The 19,586-nt window shown below is 58.2% G+C and carries 16 protein-coding genes; 10 read left to right on the top strand and 6 right to left on the bottom strand.

Annotation, left to right across the window (positions count from 1 at the left end; genetic code table 11):
• Positions 1-115 precede the first annotated feature (115 nt).
• Together dapD and KHO07_RS23035 are read right to left on the bottom strand one after the other, a co-directional pair.
• The gene (gene dapD, locus KHO07_RS23040; RefSeq protein ID WP_150732093.1) at positions 116-1,150 is read right to left on the bottom strand and encodes a 2,3,4,5-tetrahydropyridine-2,6-dicarboxylate N-succinyltransferase; all 1,035 of its coding nucleotides are present in this window, start codon (positions 1,148-1,150) and stop codon (positions 116-118) included.
• Between the two features lie 31 nt (positions 1,151-1,181).
• Complete coding sequence (locus KHO07_RS23035) at positions 1,182-1,490, bottom strand: arsenate reductase (protein WP_244858321.1); 309 nt, start codon at positions 1,488-1,490, stop codon at positions 1,182-1,184.
• Positions 1,491-1,727: 237 nt separating this feature from the next.
• On the opposite strand from KHO07_RS23035, the gene KHO07_RS23030 reads away from it, so the two are divergent.
• Positions 1,728-3,359 (top strand): Na+/H+ antiporter, encoded by a 1,632-nt coding sequence (locus KHO07_RS23030; protein WP_150732094.1) that lies wholly within the window; start codon positions 1,728-1,730, stop codon positions 3,357-3,359.
• Positions 3,360-3,392: 33 nt separating this feature from the next.
• Here KHO07_RS23030 and KHO07_RS23025 read toward each other — a convergent pair whose 3' ends face one another.
• The 4 genes from KHO07_RS23025 to map form a co-directional block, all read right to left on the bottom strand.
• Positions 3,393-4,133, bottom strand: a complete 741-nt coding sequence (locus tag KHO07_RS23025; RefSeq protein ID WP_150732095.1) for a M12 family metallopeptidase — start codon at positions 4,131-4,133, stop codon at positions 3,393-3,395.
• Positions 4,134-4,352: 219 nt separating this feature from the next.
• On the bottom strand, positions 4,353-5,552 hold the full coding sequence (gene dapC / locus KHO07_RS23020; RefSeq protein ID WP_212625625.1) for a succinyldiaminopimelate transaminase: 1,200 nt from the start codon (positions 5,550-5,552) through the stop codon (positions 4,353-4,355).
• A gap of 183 nt (positions 5,553-5,735) precedes the next feature.
• The gene (locus KHO07_RS23015; RefSeq protein WP_212625624.1) at positions 5,736-8,438 is read right to left on the bottom strand and encodes a [protein-PII] uridylyltransferase; all 2,703 of its coding nucleotides are present in this window, start codon (positions 8,436-8,438) and stop codon (positions 5,736-5,738) included.
• A gap of 41 nt (positions 8,439-8,479) precedes the next feature.
• On the bottom strand, positions 8,480-9,262 hold the full coding sequence (gene map, locus KHO07_RS23010; protein ID WP_150732098.1) for a type I methionyl aminopeptidase: 783 nt from the start codon (positions 9,260-9,262) through the stop codon (positions 8,480-8,482).
• Positions 9,263-9,633: 371 nt separating this feature from the next.
• Between map and rpsB the strand changes: the two genes are divergently transcribed.
• The 9 genes from rpsB to bamA all read left to right on the top strand — a co-directional run bounded on the left by rpsB (position 9,634) and on the right by bamA (position 19,555).
• Positions 9,634-10,371: a 30S ribosomal protein S2 gene (gene rpsB, locus KHO07_RS23005; protein ID WP_060541028.1), complete on the top strand. Its 738-nt coding sequence runs from the start codon at positions 9,634-9,636 to the stop codon at positions 10,369-10,371.
• 192 nt (positions 10,372-10,563) lie between these two features.
• Positions 10,564-11,427 (top strand): translation elongation factor Ts, encoded by an 864-nt coding sequence (gene tsf / locus KHO07_RS23000; protein ID WP_150732099.1) that lies wholly within the window; start codon positions 10,564-10,566, stop codon positions 11,425-11,427.
• 211 nt (positions 11,428-11,638) lie between these two features.
• Positions 11,639-12,382 (top strand): UMP kinase, encoded by a 744-nt coding sequence (pyrH, locus tag KHO07_RS22995; RefSeq protein WP_003198235.1) that lies wholly within the window; start codon positions 11,639-11,641, stop codon positions 12,380-12,382.
• Positions 12,379-12,936 carry a ribosome recycling factor gene (frr, locus tag KHO07_RS22990; protein WP_075946742.1) on the top strand — a complete coding sequence of 186 codons (558 nt, stop codon included), beginning with the start codon at positions 12,379-12,381 and terminating at the stop codon, positions 12,934-12,936. The genes pyrH and frr overlap by 4 nt, the downstream gene beginning before the upstream one ends.
• Positions 12,937-12,949: 13 nt before the next feature.
• On the top strand, positions 12,950-13,705 hold the full coding sequence (uppS, locus tag KHO07_RS22985; RefSeq protein WP_075946743.1) for a polyprenyl diphosphate synthase: 756 nt from the start codon (positions 12,950-12,952) through the stop codon (positions 13,703-13,705).
• Positions 13,705-14,511, top strand: coding sequence for a phosphatidate cytidylyltransferase (locus tag KHO07_RS22980; protein ID WP_212625623.1), 807 nt, complete (start codon positions 13,705-13,707; stop codon positions 14,509-14,511). Before uppS ends, KHO07_RS22980 begins: the two co-directional genes overlap by 1 nt.
• Positions 14,508-15,698, top strand: coding sequence for a 1-deoxy-D-xylulose-5-phosphate reductoisomerase (gene ispC / locus KHO07_RS22975; protein ID WP_150732102.1), 1,191 nt, complete (start codon positions 14,508-14,510; stop codon positions 15,696-15,698). The genes KHO07_RS22980 and ispC overlap by 4 nt, the downstream gene beginning before the upstream one ends.
• Before the next feature lie 54 nt (positions 15,699-15,752).
• Positions 15,753-17,105, top strand: a complete 1,353-nt coding sequence (rseP, locus tag KHO07_RS22970; protein ID WP_212625622.1) for a sigma E protease regulator RseP — start codon at positions 15,753-15,755, stop codon at positions 17,103-17,105.
• A 74-nt stretch (positions 17,106-17,179) separates the two neighbouring features.
• A complete protein-coding gene (bamA, locus tag KHO07_RS22965) occupies positions 17,180-19,555 on the top strand; it encodes an outer membrane protein assembly factor BamA (protein ID WP_150732104.1) in 2,376 nt (791 codons plus the stop codon).
• Positions 19,556-19,586 lie beyond the last annotated feature (31 nt).

The raw sequence follows: 19,586 nt of genomic DNA, 5'->3' as shown, positions 1-19,586 counted from the left end.
GGTGAACATGGGCGGACGTACGCCAGCCCCCTGTGTAGGAGCGAGCTTGCTCGCGATGGCGATTTCGAGAGTGCCATCGCGAGCAAGCTCGCTCCTACAGGAGGTCGTGCGACGCTTAGTTGTGAGCGTGCAGCGCTTCGTTCAGTTCGATCGCCGACTTGTGGGTTTTGCATTCCACGGCACCGGTTTCCGAATTGCGACGGAACAGCAGGTCGGTCTGGCCAGCCAGTTCACGAGCCTTCACCACTTTGACCAGCTTGTTGTTCTCGTCCAGTAGCGCCACTTTGGTACCGGCGGTGACGTACAGGCCAGACTCAACGGTATTGCGGTCGCCCAACGGGATGCCGATACCGGCGTTGGCGCCGATCAGGCAGCCTTCGCCAACCTTGATCACGATGTTGCCGCCGCCCGACAGGGTGCCCATGGTCGAGCAACCGCCGCCCAGGTCGGAGCCCTTGCCGACGAATACGCCAGCGGACACACGGCCTTCGATCATGCCCGGACCTTCGGTGCCGGCGTTGAAGTTGATGAAGCCTTCGTGCATCACGGTGGTGCCTTCGCCCACGTAGGCGCCCAGACGCAGACGCGCGGCGTCAGCGATACGCACGCCGGCCGGAACCACGTAGTCGGTCATTTTCGGGAACTTGTCCACCGAGAACACTTCCAGCAACTCGCCACGCAGGCGGGCTTCCAGTTGATGCTCGGCCAGTTCGGACAGGTCGATCGCGCCCTGGCTGGTCCAGGCCACGTTCGGCAGCAACGGGAAGATGCCGGCCAGGTTCAGGCCGTGCGGCTTGACCAGGCGATGGGACAACAGGTGCAGCTTGAGGTACGCCTCAGGGGTCGAAGACAGTTGGGCGTCTTCAGCCAGCACGGTGGCGACCAGCGGCTTGTGGCTTTCGGCCAGACGGGTCAGCAGGGCGGCCTGTGCAGCGTCGACGCCTTTGACGGCTTCGGCCAGTTGCGAAGCCTGAGCGGTGGTGAAAGTGATGGCCTGGTTGCCTTCGCTGTAGCCCAGGATCGGAGCGATGGCAGCGACCAGTTCCGCCGACGGGTTGAGCAGTGGCTGTGCGTAAAACACTTCCAGCCATGCGCCTTGACGGTTTTGAGTGCCGACACCAAAGGCCAGGCTGAATGGGGTAGTGGACATGTTGATACCTCTAACAAATTGAACGGGCTGCTTACTTGAGTGCGGCCGCGTAGATATCTGGCTTGAAGCCAATCAGGGTTCGGTCACCGAAATCGAGCACCGGGCGCTTGATCATCGAAGGTTGTGCGAGCATCAGTTCAATGGCTTTCGACTGGTCGAGATCGGCTTTGCGTTCGTCGTCGAGCTTGCGAAAGGTCGTGCCTGCACGGTTCAACACCACTTCCCAGCCGTGCTCGTTGCACCATTGGGTCAGGTGTTCGCGGTCGATGCCGACCGCTTTGTAATCATGGAAGTCATAGCTGACAGCGTGTTCATCGAGCCAGGTGCGCGCCTTTTTCATGGTGTCGCAGGCTTTGATGCCGAAAAGGTGCAACGTTTTGCTTGAAACGGTCAAGGAATTGCCCCCTTTACAGGTGCTGGAGAAAAAAGGTGTCGGATTATGCCATGACCGGATGGTTTCGCGGCGCTTGAGGTCGATTTCCCACAAAGGGACTGCGACATAGGTACAACAGCCTGAAGCATCCTAAGCGGCTAATATGGCAGTTCAACGCTGTCGATTGTCTGAGATTTCCGCTTTATGCAAACCGCTTATACCGTCCTGATTCTGTTGATGCTGGTCGGTGTTTCACGCCTGATCGGACGGGTGGTGCCGCTGCCATTGCCGCTGGTGCAGATTGCCGCGGGTGCCTTGCTCGCCTGGCCGACCCTGGGCCTGCATGTCGCCCTCGACCCCGAACTGTTCCTGTTTCTGTTCCTGCCACCGCTGTTGTTCTCCGACGGCTGGCGCATGCCCAAACGTGCATTCTGGCACCTTCGCGGGCCGATCCTGACGCTGGCCGTGGGGCTGGTGCTGTTCACCGTGGTCGGCGCCGGCTATTTCATTCACTGGCTGCTGCCGAGTGTGCCGCTCCCGGTCGCGTTTGCCCTGGCTGCCGTGCTGTCGCCGACGGATGCGGTCGCCGTCTCTGCAATTGCCCGCAATCGCCTGCCGACGCCGTTGATGCACATTTTGCAGGGCGAGGCGTTGATGAACGATGCCTCGGGTCTGGTGACGTTCAAGTTTGCCCTGGCTGCTGCGGTGACCGGCGTGTTTTCGCTGGCCAATGCCAGTGTCACTTTTGTTCTGGTCGCGGTCGGCGGCCTGGCGATCGGTGTTGCCTTGAGCTGGCTGATCGGGCGCCTGCGCGCGTGGATGATCGCCCGCGGCTGGGACGATCCGGCCACGCACGTGGTGTTCATGTTGCTGTTGCCGTTTGCCGCCTACGTGCTGGCCGAACGGGTGGGCGCATCCGGCATTCTGTCAGCGGTGGCGGCGGGGATGATGCAGAGCTGGCTCGATCTGCTGCCGCGCCAGACCAACACCCGTCTGCTCAATCGCAGCGTTTGGTCATTGCTCGAGTTCGCGTTCAACGGGCTGATCTTTCTGCTTCTGGGCTTGCAGTTACCGGATATCGTCAAGGCCGTGGCCAGTCACGAAACCTCGTTGTGGCCGACGTTGCTGTATCGCGGGCTGGACGTGGTGGCGATTTTTCTGGTGCTGCTGGCCCTGCGCTTCGTCTGGGTGCAGAGCATTTGGCGCTTGTCGGTGCTGCTCCGACGTCTGCGAGGCAAGGGTGAAGTGACCCAGGTACCGACCGCGCGATCCTGTTGGTTGTTGACAGTCGGCGGTGTGCGCGGCGCTGTAACGCTGGCCGGTGTGATGTCGGTGCCGATGTTGATGGGCGGTGATGTGTTTCCGGAGCGCGACCTGCTGATCTTCATAGCCGCCGGGGTGATCCTGTTGTCGCTGATCGTTGCATGCATCGCATTGCCGATCTTGCTGCGCGGCATCGAAGCCAGCTCCGATGACAAGCGGCGCAATGAAGTGCGCGATGCCTGGCGCAAAACCGCTGAAGCAGCCATTCATGCGTTGGAAACAGAAGAGGTAATCCCGCAGGACGCCGCCCAGTCAGCGCTGGCCGCAGAACTGAAGGCGCGGATCATGTCCGAGTATCGCCATCAGTTGGAGGTATTTAACGATTCCGCTGAAGCCCAGGCTCTGGCGTTTCAGATGGATTTGCTGGAGCGGCGTCTGCGATTGAAGGCGCTGCGGGCGCAGCGCCTGGCGTTGTATAACCTCAGTCGTCATCACCAGATTGGTGATGACGTGTTACGGGAAGTGTTGGGGGAGCTGGATTTGAGTGAAGCCAATTTGGGTGTGGTGAAATAACGGCGACAGCCTACTCAATCATGCGTGACGTATTTAGGGATAAGCTTTGCGAGCCGCGGCTTTGTCGCCATCACTAAGTTGCAGGTTCTCTGGCTGTTCCCAGTCTCCGATGGTGCAAATGTTCAATACGTTGTAATGCATGATCGAGTAGCGATCATAGGGTTCATAGGTTTGGCTGGCATCGCGTGGAAGAGGGAATACAGCACCGTCAACTTGCGCTCTGGACCACCCATGTTCCAGAGCATATTGCTGATAAGTGAATTCTCTATTCCAGGGAATATTGGCGTCGGGGTGTTGGTGCTCATGGAGAAATCCGAGGGCGTGCCCGAACTCGTGGAGGACAACTGATTCATAACCGGTAGAGGTGTAGTTCGTCCCCAGTTGCATCGTGTGCAAATAAGCAGGCACTGTGAGTGCATCGGTTCCGATGGTTGAATATGCAATTCTATTGGCCAGCTGCGTCAGGTAAATCCGAATGTCGCCCTCGTAAAGTTCATCGTTGTCAGGAAGCTCTATGAATTCAAATTTCAAGTTAACGTAGGGTAGCCATTTTTCAATGGCGTTTTTTACTATGTCGAAACCTCCGTCCTGATAATCGCTTATGGCGATTTTCAACGTTCTTCCTGGCATCCAGTATTTTGTATGGTCACTCACCGACCTTTTATTGCGTCCGGAGTAAGTAGGGCCATTAGCCGGATTTTCGCCGACCGCCGCTTCATAAGACAATTGGTTGTCAGAGGGTGCCTTGATCAGGCAGGGCGTTGCAGTTGTCATAAGTAACTTCCATGTTTGTTGTTTTTAAATAGTGGCGTGTGTGCATCGGATGGTTTTTATATTGAATATATAAGATCTGATCTTTTAGTTTGTTGGCTGGGTGTTGGTTGAATCGTAATTTATGAGTTTGGCTTGTGCCAGGCTAATGCTGTTGCTTGATGTTTAGTCAAGCCCGCTCGGCGTTGCACCGAACAGGCTTAGTTTGAAATTAGATGAGGTTTATTTTCGGCGAATAATGAAGTCTCGAATACGCTCGGCGGCCTCTACACACTCTGCCAGAGGCGCAACCAACGCCATGCGTACGCGCCCGGCCCCTGGGTTGGCGCCTTGGACATCCCTCGACAGGTAGGATCCCGGTACCACCGTCACATGTTCTTCTACGAACAAATCACGGCAGAACGCTTCGTCATCACCTTCAACATTCGGCCACAAGTAAAAACCACCGTCCGGACGCTGGACATCCATCACCGGACTGAGAATCTCCAGCACCGCATCGTATTTCTCTCGATACAACGCACGGTTGGCGCGTACATGCACTTCGTCATTCCACGCGGCAACGCTGGCCAGTTGCGTCTGAACCGGCATCGCGCAGCCGTGGTACGTGCGATAGAGCAGGAAGCCTTTGAGAATGTCCGCATCACCCGCGACAAAGCCCGAACGCAGGCCTGGCAAGTTGGAACGCTTGGACAGGCTATGGAACACCACGCAACGCTTGAAGTCCTTGCGGCCCAGTTCCACGCAGGCGCTGAGCAACCCCGGCGGCGGGGTTTGTTCGTCGAAGTACAGTTCGCTGTAGCACTCGTCGGCAGCGATCACGAAGTCATATTCGTCAGCCAGGGCGATCAGCTTCTTCAGCGTGTCGACGGGAATCAACGCACCGGTCGGATTGCCCGGCGAGCACAGGAACAGGATCTGGCAGCGCTTCCAGATATCTGGCGTGACCGCGTCGAAATCCGGATTGAAGCCGTTCTCGTCCAGGCACGGCAGGTAATGCGGTTTGGCCCCGGCGAGAAACGCGGCGCCTTCGTAGATCTGATAGAACGGGTTCGGGCTGACCACCAAAGCGTCATCGCCACGGTTAACCACAGTCTGGGTGAAGGCGAACAGCGCCTCGCGGGTGCCATTGACCGGCAGCACGTTGCGCGCCGGGTCGAGCCAGCCGCTCGGGACGTTGAATCGACGCTCGCACCAGGCGGCAATGGCCTCACGCAGCTCCGGGATACCAAGGGTAGTCGGGTACACCGCCATCTTTTCCAGATTGCTGGCCAGGGCCTCGGCGACGAAGCTTGGCGAACGATGCTTCGGCTCGCCGATCGACAGCGCGATAGGGCGCTTGTCCGGGGTTGGCGTGACGCTGCCGAGCAGGGCGCGGAGCTTTTCGAACGGGTAAGGCTGGAGCTGGGACAGAGCGTTGTTCATCGGTCGATCTCGTTCGGTGCGGGGTGTGGACAACCCTTTGTTTCCTGTGGGAGCTGGCTTGCCAGCGATGGTCGTTAACGATAACGCGTGCTTGCCGGCTAATCGCGGTGTTACTGAGTCCATCGCTGGCAAGCCAGCTCCTGGAAAGAGCGGGCTCGTTCCCACAGGGGAAAATTTGTTATGTCAGATACTGATGCGCGACAGTTTGATATCGGGTTCGTGGCTGACGCTCAACTGCTCGACGATTGCATCCTGCAGCCGGCTGCACAGCAGCGGATCGGACAGCGGGTGGTTGTTGGCGTCGGTGATAAAGAACACGTCTTCCACGCGCTCGCCGAGGGTGGCGATCTTGGCGTTCTGCAGCGACAGGTCGAACTCCAGGAAGATCGTACCGATTCGCGCCAACAGGCCGGGGCGGTCGGGCGCTGTCAGCTCCAGCACGGTCACCGGGCGCTGAGCATCGTTGTGGATCGTCACCTGCGGCGCAAAGGCGAAATGCTTGAGCTGGCGCGGCACCCGACGCTGGATGATGGTCGGATAGTCGTCAGGATTGCGCAGGGCTTCGGTCAGGCCGTCACGGATCTGTTTGACCCGTGCCGGATTGTCACCGATCGAGTCGCCGTCGGTGTCGAGCACGATGTAGGTGTCGAGGGTGAACTGGCTGCTGGATGTGATGACCCGGGCGTCGTGAATGTTCAGGTTGAGCTGGTCCATCGCGGCCACGGTCACGGCGAAGAAGTCATGCTGGTCCGGCGCATAGATGAAGATCTGCGTACCGCCCTCGAATTCCCGTTGCGTGGTTTCCTTGATCAGCACCAGCGGCCCGCCGTCTGCCGGCTGCTGGAGGATCGCATCGCTGTGCCAGGCGACATCGCCGGCGGTGTGACGCAGGAAATAGTCATCGCCCAATTGTGCCCACAACTGCTCGACGTCATCCGGATCGGTACCGCCGCGCACCAGAATGTCCAGGGCAGCGCTCTGGGTCTGGCGAATCTGCTCTTCGCGATCCACCGGATTCTCCAGGCCGCGACGCAGGGCGCGCTTGGTCTCGGTGTAGAGCTGGCGCAACAGGCTGGCGCGCCAGGAATTCCATAGCGTCGGGTTGGTGGCGTTGATGTCGGCGACGGTCAGCACGTACAAGTAGTCGAGACGGGTTTCATCGCCGACGGTCTGGGCGAAGTCGTGAATCACCTGCGGGTCGGACAAGTCCTTGCGCTGGGCGGTGGTCGACATCGCCAGGTGGTTCTGGACCAGCCAGACGATCAGGCGGCTGTCCCACACCGGCAACTGGTGGCGCTGGCAGAAAGCCTCTGCGTCCACAGCGCCAATTTCCGAGTGATCGCCGTGCCGGCCCTTGCCGATGTCGTGGTACAGCCCCGCCATGTAGATCAACTCGGGCTTGGGCAGCTTGGCCATGAGCTTGGCGGCCAGCGGGAATTTTTCCGACACCTGGGTGTACTGCAACTTACGCAAGTGTTTGATCAGGTTCAGCGTGTGGGCATCGACCGTATAGATGTGAAACAGATCGTGCTGCATCTGTCCGACGATGAAGCCGAACTCCGGCAAATAACGCCCAAGGATGCCGTAGCGATTCATCCGGCGCAGGTTGCGATGGATGCCGATCTTGCACTTGAACAGCTCGATGAACAGGCTGGTGTTGCGGATGTCGTTGCGGAAGTCATCGTCGATCAGGTGACGATTCTCGCGCAGCAGGCGAATGGTGTCGGCACGTACGCCTTTGATTTCCGGCTGTTGGGCCATGAGCACGAAGATCTCGAGCATGGCGAACGGCGTACGGCGGAACACATTGTCGTTGCGCGCCTCGATGTAGCCATCATGCAGCTGGAAGCGCGAGTTGATCGGCTGCGGCGGCGCTTCGTCCTCCGGCGCGAGGATGACTTCCTCGAAGTGCTGGATGATCAGGTCGCTGAGCTGGGCAATGCTCATGACCACGCGGAAATACTGCTGCATGAAGTTTTCGACGGCTTGCTTGGCATCGTCACCTTCAAATCCCAGTAGCCCGGCAATGGCACGCTGGTGATCGAACAGCAGGCGGTCTTCGGAGCGACCGGCAAGCATGTGCAGCGCATAGCGCACCTTCCACAGGAATTCTTGGGAAGAGGCGAGCAGGGCGTTCTCGCTTTCGACCAGGAAACCTTCCCCGGCCAGCGCCCGCAGGTTCAGGGTGCCGTACTCGCGACGGGCGAACCACAGGATCGTCTGGATATCGCGCAACCCGCCGGGCGAGCCTTTGACGTTGGGTTCCAGGTTGTATTCGGTGTCGTTGTACTTGTGGTGGCGGGCTTTCTGCTCGGCGCGCTTGGCCAGGAAGAACTCCTTGCTCGGCCACATGTGTGCGGTGCTGGTGACGTCCAGCATGCGCTGACGCAGATGTTCCGGGCCGGTAATGGTCCGGCTTTCCATGAGGTTGGTCACCACGGTCAGATCGGCGCGGGCCTCGACAGCGCATTCGTCCACCGAGCGAACGCTCTGGCCGACTTCCAGGCCAATGTCCCACAGCAGCGTTAGAAAACGCTCGATGGAGTCACGGAAAACTTCGTGGTCGGCGCTGTCGAGCAAAATCAACAGGTCGATATCGGAATACGGGTGCAGTTCGCCACGACCGTAACCGCCGACCGCAACCAGCGCGATATCGGCGTCTTCACTCCAGTCGAATTGATCCCAGGCCTTTTGCAGGATGTTATCGACGAACCAGGCGCGATCCTCGATCAGTCGACGGATATCCCGGCCACTGCGAAAACGTGCATCGAGCACTTCGCGGGCCTGGCGGATCGCCTTCTTGAAAGCAGCGATAGGGCTTGCCTTCAGGGCCAGTTCAGCCTGGAACTGGCCGCGGTCGAAGAGTTCGGGATCCACCTGCGGCATCGATTGGCTTTCCTTTCTATAGGCTGGGTTCGGTAACGGGATCAGGCCGAGATGCGGGGGATGGTGTCATCGCTGCGCAGGGTAAAGATCTCGTAACCGGTTTCGGTCACCAGCAGGGTGTGTTCCCACTGTGCCGACAGCTTGCGGTCCTTGGTGATCGCGGTCCAGCCGTCGCCCAGCACTTTGGTGTCGGCGCGCCCCTGGTTGATCATCGGCTCGATGGTGAAAGTCATGCCTGCCTTCAGTTCCATGCCGGTGCCAGCGCGGCCGTAGTGCAGGATCTGCGGTTCTTCGTGGAATACCTTGCCGATACCGTGACCACAGAACTCGCGAACCACCGAGAAACCGTTCTTCTCAGCGTGCTTCTGGATCACTTCACCGATATCGCCCAGGCGGCAGCCGGGCTTGACCAGCTCAATGGCCTTGTACATGCATTCCTGAGTCACTTGCGACAGGCGCTCGGCCCAGACCGGCACGCTGCCGACGTGGAACATGCGGCTGGTGTCGCCGTGGTAGCCGTCCTTGATGACCGTCACGTCGATGTTCAGGGTATCGCCATCTTTCAGCGGCTTGTCGTTCGGGATGCCATGGCAGACCACATGGTTGATCGACGTGCAGATCGACTTCGGATAGCCCTTGTAGTTGAGCGGGGCAGGGATCGCTTTCTGCTCATTGACGATGTAGTCGTGGCAGATCTGGTTCAACTGATCGGTGGTAACGCCCGGCTTGACATGTTCGGCAATCATTTCCAGCACATCGGCGGCCAGTTTGCCGGCGATGCGCATTTTTGCGATGTCCTCGGGAGTTTTGAGGGTGACGGTCATACAGGCTCTCTCTGCGCTCGATGGCGCTTTCATAACGAAAAGGGCGTTGCGCAATCGATCTTCGCAGCCCTGAAAAACGCGATTCTATCAGACGATCAACGCAAATCCGCGCTTCTGTGCATCGCTTCTCTCTATAGAATGGTGCATTCTGGGCGGATTCCAAGGGAGGGAGTATTCCGGTCGCCGGGATTTCAGAAACCGGGTTCCGTTTTTCCCTGCCCTGTGATATAAAATGCGCCGCTTTCCGGGGATGCCCCGAAAAGCCTAAATCCACACACGTGTCGACACGATGACCTGGGTGCCTTCAGCTGATGCTGCTGGTTGGTCATTGGGATACGTGGAGGCCAAACCCGACTTATTAAGGAACTATCATGTCCCAAGTCAACATGCGCGATATGCTGAAGGCCGGTGTGCACTTCGGTCACCAGACCCGTTACTGGAACCCGAAAATGGGTAAATACATTTTCGGCGCGCGTAACAAGATCCACATCATCAACCTTGAAAAAACCCTGCCAATGTTCAACGAAGCTCTGACTTTCGTAGAGCGTCTGGCCCAGGGCAAAAACAAGATTCTGTTCGTCGGCACCAAGCGTTCCGCTGGCAAGATCGTTGCTGAAGAAGCAGCACGTTGCGGTTCGCCGTACGTCGATCACCGCTGGTTGGGCGGCATGCTGACCAACTTCAAAACCATCCGTGCTTCCATCAAGCGTCTGCGTGACCTTGAAGTTCAAGCCGAAGACGGTACTTTCGCCAAGCTGACCAAGAAAGAAGCGCTGATGCGCTCCCGTGACCTGGAAAAGCTGGATCGTTCCCTGGGTGGTATCAAGGACATGGGCGGTCTGCCAGACGCTCTGTTCGTTATCGACGTTGATCACGAGCGCATCGCGATCACCGAAGCCAACAAGCTGGGCATCCCGGTTATCGGCGTAGTCGATACCAACAGCAGCCCGGAAGGCGTTGACTACATCATCCCAGGCAACGATGACGCCATCCGCGCTATCCAGCTGTACATGGGTTCGATGGCTGACGCTGTTATCCGTGGTCGCAACAACGTTTCTGGCGGCACCGAAGTTTTCGTTGAAGAAGCTCCGGCAGCTGCAGCTGAGTAATTGACGCCCTGGCGTTGACTCAGTAAGCAAAAAGGGGGCTTGGCCCCCTTTTTGCCACCTCGAAAACCATTTGTCGGCGGCGCAGCTACAGCATTTGTAACGTGCAGCAGCTTACAAGGGTGGTTCGGGAAGAATTGAACGCCCGTTCGATCGGGTGGAATGGTTGATAACCTATCCAAGAGGAATTTTGAAATGGCAGAGATTACTGCAGCGTTGGTCAAAGAACTGCGCGAGCGTACTGGCGAAGGCATGATGGACTGCAAAAAGGCCTTGACCAAGGCTGGCGGCGACATCGAAAAAGCCATTGATGACATGCGTGCTTCGGGCGCCATCAAGGCTGCCAAGAAAGCCGGCAACGTTGCCGCTGAAGGCGCTATCGCCATCAAGGCAGACGACAAGTCGGCCGTACTGCTGGAAGTGAACTCGCAGACCGACTTCCTGGCCCTGCAAGACGACTTCAAAAACTTCGTTGCTGCCTGCGTAGAAAAAGCCTTCGCCGAAAAACTGACCGACGCAGCTCCGCTGATCGCCGCTCAGGAATCGGCTCGTGAAGCCCTGGTGGCCAAGGTTGGCGAAAACGTCAACATCCGTCGCCTGGTTCGCGTTGAAGGTGACGTGGTCGGTACTTACCTGCACGGTAACAAGATCGGTGTTGCTGTTGTTCTCAAAGGCGGCGATGTACAGCTGGCCAAAGAGATCGCCATGCACGTGGCGGCAAGCAACCCTGAGTTCCTGCTGCCATCGCAGGTTTCGCCAGAAGCCATCGAGCGCGAGAAGGGCGTTTTCATGTCCCTGAACGAAGACAAGATGAAAGGCAAGCCTGCTGAAATCGTCGAGAAGATGATTGCTGGCCGTATCACCAAGTTCCTGGCTGAAGCCAGCCTGGTAGAGCAAGCTTTCGTGATGAACCCAGAAGTCACCGTTGGTGCTCTGGCCAAGAAAGCCGGTGCTGAAATCGTTTCCTTCACCTACTTCAAAGTAGGCGAAGGCATCGAGAAGCCAGTGGACAACTTCGCAGAAGAAGTTGCTGCCCAACTGGCTGCTGCCAAGCAATAAGACGGTTTTTTAACTGTCGCCCTGAAGAGGCTGCCCGCTCACGCGCGCAGCCTCTTTTCAGATGGGTTGCCAATTTTTATTTGGTTTCCATTTGGAACTGGCTTACAAAGCCATGTTCCGATGGCGCTGAAGCAGCGCCAAGCTAGAGTGAACGCCAGCTGAAAACAGCTCGCAAAGAATTTTTTAAAATACGCCGCAGGAGAGATTCGCAATGGCTCAGCAGGGCAGTGGTTATCAGGCTCGCTATAAACGCATTCTACTCAAACTTAGCGGCGAGGCCCTGATGGGCTCGGAAGAGTTCGGGATCGATCCGAAAGTTCTGGATCGCATGGCATTGGAAGTCGGCCAGCTGGTTGGCATCGGTGTTCAGGTCGGTCTGGTGATCGGCGGTGGCAACCTGTTCCGCGGTGCGGCGCTGAGCGCGGCCGGCATGGATCGGGTAACGGGCGACCACATGGGCATGCTGGCCACTGTGATGAACGCTCTGGCCATGCGCGACGCGCTTGAACGTGCCAATATCTCCGCCATCGTGATGTCGGCCATTTCCATGGTAGGTGTGACCGATCACTACGATCGCCGCAAAGCCATGCGTCACCTGAACTCCAAGGAAGTCGTGATTTTCGCGGCCGGTACTGGTAACCCGTTCTTCACCACGGACTCGGCTGCCTGCCTGCGCGCAATCGAAATCGATGCTGATGTCGTACTCAAGGCAACCAAGGTCGATGGTGTCTACACCGCTGATCCATTCAAAGACCCGCACGCCGAGAAGTTCGATCATCTGACCTACGATGAAGTGCTGGATCGCAAGCTGGGCGTGATGGATCTGACGGCCATTTGCCTGTGCCGCGATCACAAGATGCCGCTGCGCGTATTTAACATGAACAAACCCGGCGCCCTGCTGAACATCGTGCATGGCGGCGCCGAAGGAACCCTGATCGAGGAAGTTCAACAATGATCAACGAAATCAAGAAAGACGCTCAAGAGCGCATGCAGAAATCCGTGGAGTCGCTGGCACACAACTTCGGCCGTATCCGTACCGGCCAGGCGCACCCAAGCATTCTCGAAGGTGTGATGGTGCCGTACTACGGTTCCGACACTCCGATCAAACAAGTCGCCAACATCACCGTTAAAGACGCCCGTACCCTGCAAGTCGTGGCCTTTGAGCGCAACATGCTCGGTGCCGTCGACAAGGCGATCGGTAGCGCAGGCCTGAACCTGAATCCGACCAACCTGGGTGAGTTACTGCTGATCTCCATGCCGGCCCTGACTGAAGAAACCCGCAAGGGCTTCACCAAGCAGGCTCGCGATGTTGCAGAAGATGCCCGTGTTGCTGTGCGTAACATCCGTCGTGATGCCAACAGCCAGCTCAAGGATCTGGTCAAGGAAAAAGAGATCAGCGAAGACGAAGAGCGTCGTGCGACTGGCGAGATCGACGATCTGACCAAGAAGTACGTGGCTCAAATCGACGCGAACCTGGCGCAGAAAGAAAAAGACCTGATGGCCGTATAAGGGTCGATTTTTCATGGAAAAGACCAAGCAGATTGCGCCCTCCGCGGTGCCGCGCCATGTCGCGATCATCATGGATGGTAATAATCGCTGGGCGAAAAAACGCTTTATGCCGGGTGTCGCCGGGCATAAAGCGGGTGTCGATGCGGTTCGTGCAGTCATCGAAGTGTGTGCTGAGTCAGGGGTTGAGGTATTGACCCTGTTCGCGTTCTCCAGTGAGAACTGGCAGCGCCCGGCCGATGAGGTCAGTGCCTTGATGGATCTGTTCTTCAAGGCATTGCGTCGTGAGGCCAAGCGCCTCAATGACAACAACATCAGCTTGCGAATCATCGGTGATCGTTCGCGGTTTCATCCGGAGCTTCAGGCAGCCATGCGTGAAGCCGAGAACATGACCGCTGGCGCCAACCGTTTCGTCCTGCAGATCGCTGCCAACTACGGTGGCCAGTGGGATATCGCGCAGGCCGCTCAGCGCCTGGCGCGGGAAGTTCAGGCCGGGCACCTGCGTCCGGAAGACATCACCCCGGATTTGCTGCAAACCTGCCTGGCGACCGGCGATCTGCCGTTGCCGGACTTGTGCATCCGCACCGGCGGCGAGCATCGCATCAGCAACTTCCTGCTGTGGCAACTGGCTTACGCCGAGTTGTACTTCTCCGACCTGTTCTGGCCGGACTTCAAACACGATGCCATGCGTAATGCGCTGGCCGATTTCGCATCCCGCCAGCGTCGCTTCGGTAAAACGAGCGAGCAGGTCGAGGCTGGAGCCCGGGTTTAATGCTTAAACAACGAATCATCACCGCGCTGATCCTGTTGCCGATTGCCCTGGGCGGATTTTTCCTGCTGGAAGGCTCCGGTTTTGCGCTGTTCATCGGGCTGGTCGTGACCCTCGGTGCCTGGGAATGGGCGCGTCTGGCGGGCTTCACCGCTCAGCCTGTTCGCGTTGCCTATGCCGCCATCGTCGCGTTGATGCTGTTTATCATGTACATCCTGCCCGGCCTTGCGCCTTGGGTGCTGGGTGCTTCAGTGCTGTGGTGGGCGATTGCAACCTATCTGGTGCTGACGTATCCGCGCTCCAGCGAGCATTGGGCCAGCGCGGTCTGCAAGCTGGTGATCGGTCTGCTGATCCTGCTGCCGGCCTGGCAAGGCCTGGTGCAGATCAAGCAGCAGCCCTTGGGCAACTGGCTGATCATGGCGGTGATGGTGCTGGTCTGGGGTGCCGATATTGGCGCGTACTTTTCCGGTCGGGCTTTCGGCAAGCGCAAGCTGGCGCCGCAGGTCAGTCCTGGCAAGAGCTGGGAAGGTGTTTACGGCGGCTTGGCCCTGAGCCTGGTCATTACCGTAATCGTCGGCTTTGTTCGTGACTGGACCGTTGCCGAACTGTTCAAAGGCCTGATCGGTGCGGCCGTGATTGTGTTTATTTCGGTTGTCGGCGACCTGACCGAAAGCATGTTCAAGCGCCAGTCGGGGATCAAGGACAGCAGCAATCTGCTGCCAGGTCATGGCGGCGTGCTGGATCGCATCGACAGCCTGACCGCCGCCATTCCGGTATTCGCCGTTCTGTTGTGGATGGCCGCACCATGAGCCGTCCCCAGCAGATTACCGTTCTGGGGGCGACCGGCTCGATCGGTTTGAGCACCCTTGATGTCATCGCTCGCCATCCCGAGCGCTATCAGGCCTTTGCATTGAGCGGATTCACTCGATTGAGTGAATTGCTGGCATTGTGCGTGCGTCATACGCCACGCTTTGCTGTCGTGCCGCAAGCCGCGGCTGCGCGCAGCCTGCAGGACGATTTGCGCGCGGCAGGCCTTTCGACTCGTGTGCTGGTGGGCGAGGAAGGTTTGTGTCAGGTCGCTGCCGATCCTGAAGTGGATGCAGTCATGGCGGCCATTGTCGGCGCAGCAGGTCTGCGGCCGACTCTGGCAGCGGTCGAGGCGGGCAAGAAAATCCTCCTCGCCAACAAAGAAGCGCTGGTCATGTCCGGTGCATTGTTCATGCAGGCCGTGCGCAAAAGTGGCTCCGTACTGCTGCCGATCGACAGTGAGCACAACGCAATATTCCAGTGCATGCCGGTGGACTTTGCTCGTGGTCTCAGCTCGGTTGGCGTGCGTCGGATTTTACTGACGGCCTCTGGTGGCCCATTCCGACAGACGCCCATGGCAGAGTTGGCGCATGTTTCACCTGATCAGGCGTGCGCTCACCCTAATTGGTCCATGGGGCGCAAGATTTCGGTCGATTCGGCCAGCATGATGAACAAAGGACTTGAGTTGATCGAGGCCTGCTGGTTGTTCGATGCCAAGCCGTCCCAGGTCGAGGTGGTGATTCACCCGCAAAGCGTGATTCATTCGCTGGTCGACTACATTGATGGCTCGGTTTTGGCCCAGTTGGGTAATCCGGATATGCGTACGCCAATCTCCAATGCACTGGCCTGGCCGGAGCGGATCGATTCGGGTGTGCCGCCGCTGGACCTGTTTGCCATCGCGCGTCTGGACTTCCAGGCACCGGATGAAGAGCGCTTTCCTTGTCTGCGCCTGGCGCGGCAGGCGGCAGAAGCGGGCAACAGTGCTCCCGCCATGCTGAATGCGGCGAATGAAGTGGCTGTGGCCGCGTTTCTCGACGGACGGGTTCGTTACCTGGAAATCGCGAGTATCATCGAGGAAACCTTGAATCTTGAGCCTGTGGTAGCAGTCGATGATCTCGAGGCAGTGTTCACGGCGGATGCGAAAGCGCGTCTGCTGGCCGAACAATGGTTGAGTCGTCACGGGCGGTAAGTTGCTGCAACGCGTTGGCCCATGCAGCACCGGATAGGAATGCGGAGAAAGTAGATGAGCGCGCTCTATATGATTGTCGGCACCCTGGTGGCTTTGGGTGTGCTGGTTACCTTCCACGAGTTCGGCCACTTCTGGGTCGCGCGTCGCTGTGGGGTCAAAGTGCTGCGTTTTTCCGTAGGCTTCGGCATGCCGCTGCTGCGCTGGCACGACAAACAAGGCACCGAGTTCGTGGTGGCTGCCATCCCGCTGGGCGGCTACGTGAAAATGCTCGACGAGCGTGAAGGCGAAGTTCCGGCGGATCAGGCCGATCAATCCTTCAATCGCAAATCCGTTCGTCAGCGTATTGCTATCGTGGCGGCCGGGCCGATTGCCAACTTTCTCTTGGCGTTGGTGTTTTTCTGGGTGTTGGCCATGCTCGGCAGCGAGCAGGTGCGCCCGGTCATTGGTGCCGTGGAATCCGGCAGCATCGCCGCCAAGGCCGGCCTGACGGCGGGTCAAGAGATCATTTCCATCGACGGCGAGCCGACTTCCGGCTGGGCAGCGGTGAATTTGCAGTTGGTCCGTCGCCTCGGCGAGAGCGGTTCACTGCAGGTGCTGGTTCGCGATCAGGGCTCTTCGATGGAGTCGCCCCGTGAGCTGGCGCTGGATGAGTGGTTGAAGGGCGCCGACGAGCCGGATCCGATCCGTTCGCTGGGTATTCGACCATGGCGCCCGGCACTGCCGCCGGTGCTGGCTGAGCTTGATCCGAAAGGTCCGGCGCAAGCTGCCGGGCTGAAGATGGGTGACCGTCTGCTGGCACTGGATGGCAAGGCGCTGGACGACTGGCAGCAGGTGGTCGACACCGTCCGTATGCGTCCTGATACCAAAATCATGCTGCGGGTTGAGCGCGATGGTGCTCAAATCGACGTCCCGGTGACACTGGCTGCCCGTGGCGAGAGCAAGGCGCCCAGCGGATACCTTGGGGCAGGGGTGAAAGCGGTCGACTGGCCACCGGAAATGATCCGCGAGGTCAGCTACGGGCCTTTGGCCGCGATTGGAGAGGGGGCTCGACGCACCTGGACCATGAGCGTGCTGACCCTCGATTCACTGAAGAAAATGTTGTTCGGCGAGCTCTCGGTAAAAAACTTGAGTGGACCGATAACCATTGCTAAAGTGGCGGGCGCTTCGGCCCAGTCGGGTGTTGCTGATTTCCTGAATTTCCTTGCTTATCTGAGTATTAGCCTGGGAGTTCTGAATTTGCTGCCCATTCCTGTGCTGGATGGGGGGCATTTGTTGTTTTATCTGATCGAGTGGGCGCGTGGTCGTCCCTTGTCGGATCGGGTGCAGGGTTGGGGGATACAGATCGGTATCAGTTTGGTGGTCGGAGTGATGTTGCTTGCTCTGGTCAATGATCTGGGACGTCTGTAACACTTCGCTGAATTGCGAATCTGCCGCATTTTGCGGCAGTTTGTTTATTGCCAGTTGGAATAAGAAAGGACTTCATGAAACGTCTGCTGCTAACTGCGGTTCTCACCGTATTGATGATCGCCGAAGTTCACGCCGAGTCCTTCACTATCTCTGATATTCGCGTCAATGGCCTCCAGCGGGTCTCCGCGGGTAGCGTCTTTGGTGCTTTGCCGTTGAACGTCGGTGAACAGGCGGATGATCGTCGCCTGGTGGAATCCACTCGTGCGCTGTTCAAAACCGGGTTCTTTCAAGATATCCAGCTGGGCCGCGATGGCAACGTCCTTGTCATCACGGTAGTCGAGCGTCCGTCGGTTGCCAGTATCGAGATCGAAGGTAACAAGGCGATCTCCACTGAAGACCTGATGAAGGGCCTCAAACAGTCCGGTCTGGCCGAAGGCGAAATCTTCCAGCGCGCCACCCTCGAAGGCGTGCGTAACGAACTGCAGCGCCAGTACGTGGCCCAGGGTCGCTACTCGGCTACCGTCGACACCGAAGTGGTGCCGCAGCCGCGTAACCGCGTCGGCCTGAAGGTCAACATCAACGAAGGCACCGTTGCGGCTATCCAGCACATCAACGTGGTGGGTAACACGGTCTTCCCTGATGACGACCTGATCGACCTGTTCGAACTCAAGACCACCAACTGGCTGTCGTTCTTCAAGAACGATGACAAGTACGCCCGTGAAAAGCTTTCCGGTGACCTGGAGCGTCTGCGTTCCTACTACCTGGACCGTGGCTATATCAACATGGATATCGCTTCGACCCAGGTGTCCATCACCCCGGACAAGAAGCACGTCTACATCACCGTCAACATCAACGAAGGTGACAAGTACACCGTTCGTGACGTGAAGCTGAGCGGTGACCTGAAAGTCCCCGAAGACCAGGTCAAGTCCCTGCTGCTGGTGCAGAAAGGCCAGGTGTTCTCGCGCAAGCTGATGACCACCACTTCCGAACTGATCACCCGTCGCCTGGGTAACGAAGGTTATACCTTCGCCAACGTCAACGGCGTGCCACAGCCGCACGACGATGATCACACCGTAGACATCACTTTCGCGGTCGATCCGGGCAAGCGTGCCTACGTGAACCGAATCAACTTCCGCGGCAACACCAAGTCCGAGGACGAAGTGCTGCGTCGTGAAATGCGTCAGATGGAAGGCGGCTGGGCTTCGACCTACCTGATCGACCAATCCAAGACCCGTCTGGAGCGTCTGGGCTTCTTCAAGGAAGTCAACGTTGAAACGCCAGCGGTGCCAGGTGTCGATGACCAGGTTGACGTCAACTACAGCGTTGAAGAGCAAGCCTCCGGTTCGATTACCGCCAGCGTCGGTTTCGCCCAGAGTGCCGGTCTGATCCTCGGTGGCTCGATCACCCAGAACAACTTCCTCGGTACCGGTAACAAGGTCAGTATCGGCTTGACCCGCAGCGAATACCAGAGCCGCTATAACTTCGGTTATGTCGACCCGTACTGGACCGCTGACGGCGTGAGCCTGGGTTACAACGCCTTCTACCGCACCACCGACTACGATGACCTCGACGTCGACGTAGCCAGCTACTCCGTAGACAGCCTGGGTGCAGGCGTGAGTGTTGGTTACCCGATCAGCGAGACTTCGCGTCTGACCTTCGGTCTGACGGCTCAGCAGGACGAAATCAAGACCGGTGTGTACACCGTTGACGAGATCTTCGACTTTGTTGACAAGGAAGGCGACAAGTACCTGAACTTCAAGGCTTCGGCCGGTTGGTCCGAGTCCACCTTGAACAAGGGCGTGCTCGCGACACGTGGTCATTCCCAGAGCCTCGTGCTGGAAACCACGACGCCGGGCAGCGACCTGTCGTTCTTCAAGCTCGACTACCGGGGCCAGCTGTTCCAGCCATTGAGCGACAACTACACCATGCGCCTGCATACCGAATTGGGTTATGGCGATGGCTACGGTTCGACCGACGGCTTGCCATTCTATGAAAACTACTATGCTGGTGGTTTCAACTCGGTTCGTGGCTTCAAGGACAGCACTCTGGGTCCTCGCAGTACGCCAAGTACCGGCAAGAACCCAGGCACCGCGGTCGATCCGGACCAGGATCCGCTACCGTTCGGTGGTAACGTCCTGATCCAGGGTGGTGTTGAAGTCCTGTTCCCGCTGCCGTTCGTCAAGGATCAGCGTTCCTTGCGTACCTCGGTATTCTGGGATGTGGGTAACGTATTCGACTCATCGTGCTCCGATACTGTGAACGCCGATGGCACGAAGTCCAACACCAAGTGCAACGACATTAGCCTGAGCAACATGGCCAGTTCTGTTGGTGTAGGTGTGACATGGGTCACCGCACTGGGTCCTTTGAGTTTTGCGTTGGCCATGCCAGTCAAGAAACCGGATGACGCTGAAACTCAAGTGTTCCAATTCTCCCTCGGTCAGACGTTCTAAGCGTTTGACCCAAGATAACGACAATGGATTT

Origin of the sequence: Pseudomonas sp. PP3, assembly GCF_905336995.1 — a bacterium.
Lineage (GTDB): Bacteria > Pseudomonadota > Gammaproteobacteria > Pseudomonadales > Pseudomonadaceae > Aquipseudomonas > Aquipseudomonas reinekei.
The sequence above is the reverse complement of the archived record's forward strand: the minus strand, read 5'-3'. Positions and strand labels throughout refer to the sequence as shown.